Annotated in this window: 1 protein-coding gene and 1 pseudogene; both read right to left on the reverse strand. The window is 42.3% G+C overall.

Features of this window, described 5'->3' with window-relative positions; all coding sequences use genetic code 11:
* Nucleotides 1-219, reverse strand: a pseudogene (locus HMPREF9074_RS12770) (hypothetical protein); the annotation flags it as partial.
* Nucleotides 220-226: 7 nt separating this feature from the next.
* On the reverse strand, nt 227-1,399 hold the full coding sequence (locus tag HMPREF9074_RS11595) for an AIR synthase related protein (RefSeq protein WP_009392892.1): 1,173 nt from the start codon (nt 1,397-1,399) through the stop codon (nt 227-229).
* Between the last annotated feature and the right edge of the window lie 47 nt (nt 1,400-1,446).

Genomic DNA, 1,446 nt, shown 5'->3' on the forward strand with positions numbered 1-1,446 from the left:
ATGGGGCTTTTCCTCTTTAAACCTGACAAAATAGTGTAGCAAAAGGCTCGATAACAATCCGTATACAAAACCCAACAGAGCTAAATGCGAATGGGTATGCACTATATAGCGGTAATTGAACTCAAAAGGGTAAGTAACTACGCCTACCGACCGCATAAAAATGCCCAAGAGTACCGCAATGAAGAAGTAAGCAAAAGCCCAACGTATGTCCTTTGATATGTCTGGTTTAATATTCAAAAGTACCGTATTCACTCTTAATAGTTAAACGTTTATTATCAGAAGCCTCTACCCTACCGATTACCTTAGCAGGTACGCCAAACGACTCCGAGATAGCTATCAAATCAGCCGCTATAGCCTCAGGTACGTACAACTCCATACGATGACCGCAGTTAAACACTTGGTACATCTCTTTCCAATCAGTTTTTGATTCCTCTTGTATCAGTTTGAAAAGGGGCGGTACCTCAAAAAGGTTATCTTTTATAATATGAAGATTATCAACAAAATGCAGTATTTTAGTCTGAGCACCGCCGCTGCAGTGTACCATACCGTTTATTTGCGTATTGTCGTATTTTTCTAAAATCTTCTTGATGATAGGTGCATAAGTACGTGTAGGCGAAAGCACTAACTTACCAGCGTCTAACGGACTGCCCTCTACCCTATCGGTCAGCTGCTTAGTACCTGCATATACCAATTCTTCAGGCACTGAAGGGTCAAAACTTTCAGGAAAACTAAGGGCTAACGCTTTGGCAAATACATCGTGGCGTGCCGAAGTAAGTCCGTTGCTACCCATACCACCGTTATAAGCTGTCTCGTAAGTAGCCTGACCGTATGAGGCCAAACCAACAATCACATTACCCGCTTTTATATTAGCATTATCTATCACTTTGCTGCGTTTCACACGTGCTGTAACAGTAGAGTCTACAATAATAGTGCGCACCAAGTCACCCACATCAGCCGTTTCGCCTCCTGTTGAGTGAATATGCACCCCGTGGGCAGCCAATTCAGTTATAAGCTCTTCCGTGCCATTGATAATAGCCGAAATCACTTCTGCTGGAATTAGATTTTTATTGCGCCCTATGGTGGATGAAAGCATAATATTATCAACAGCCCCTACACATAATAGGTCGTCAATATTCATAATAAGCGCATCTTGGGCGATACCCTTCCATACGCTTAGGTCTCCAGTAGTTTTCCAGTACATATATGCCAACGACGATTTAGTCCCTGCTCCATCAGCGTGCATCACAAGGCAATACTGGTCATCGCCTGTCAGATAGTCAGGCACAATCTTACAAAAGGCCTTAGGGAACAGCCCTTTATCTATATTTTTGATAGCTTTATGCACTTCATCTTTAGCGGCAGAAACCCCGCGCTGTGCATAGCGTTTACTTACTTCCATTATAAGAAAATTTAGATATTGTTTTTTTCAGAGCGCAAAGATACTAA

The sequence above is a fragment of the Capnocytophaga sp. oral taxon 329 str. F0087 genome, assembly GCF_000213295.2.
In the GTDB taxonomy this organism is placed as follows: Bacteria; Bacteroidota; Bacteroidia; order Flavobacteriales; family Flavobacteriaceae; genus Capnocytophaga; species Capnocytophaga leadbetteri_A.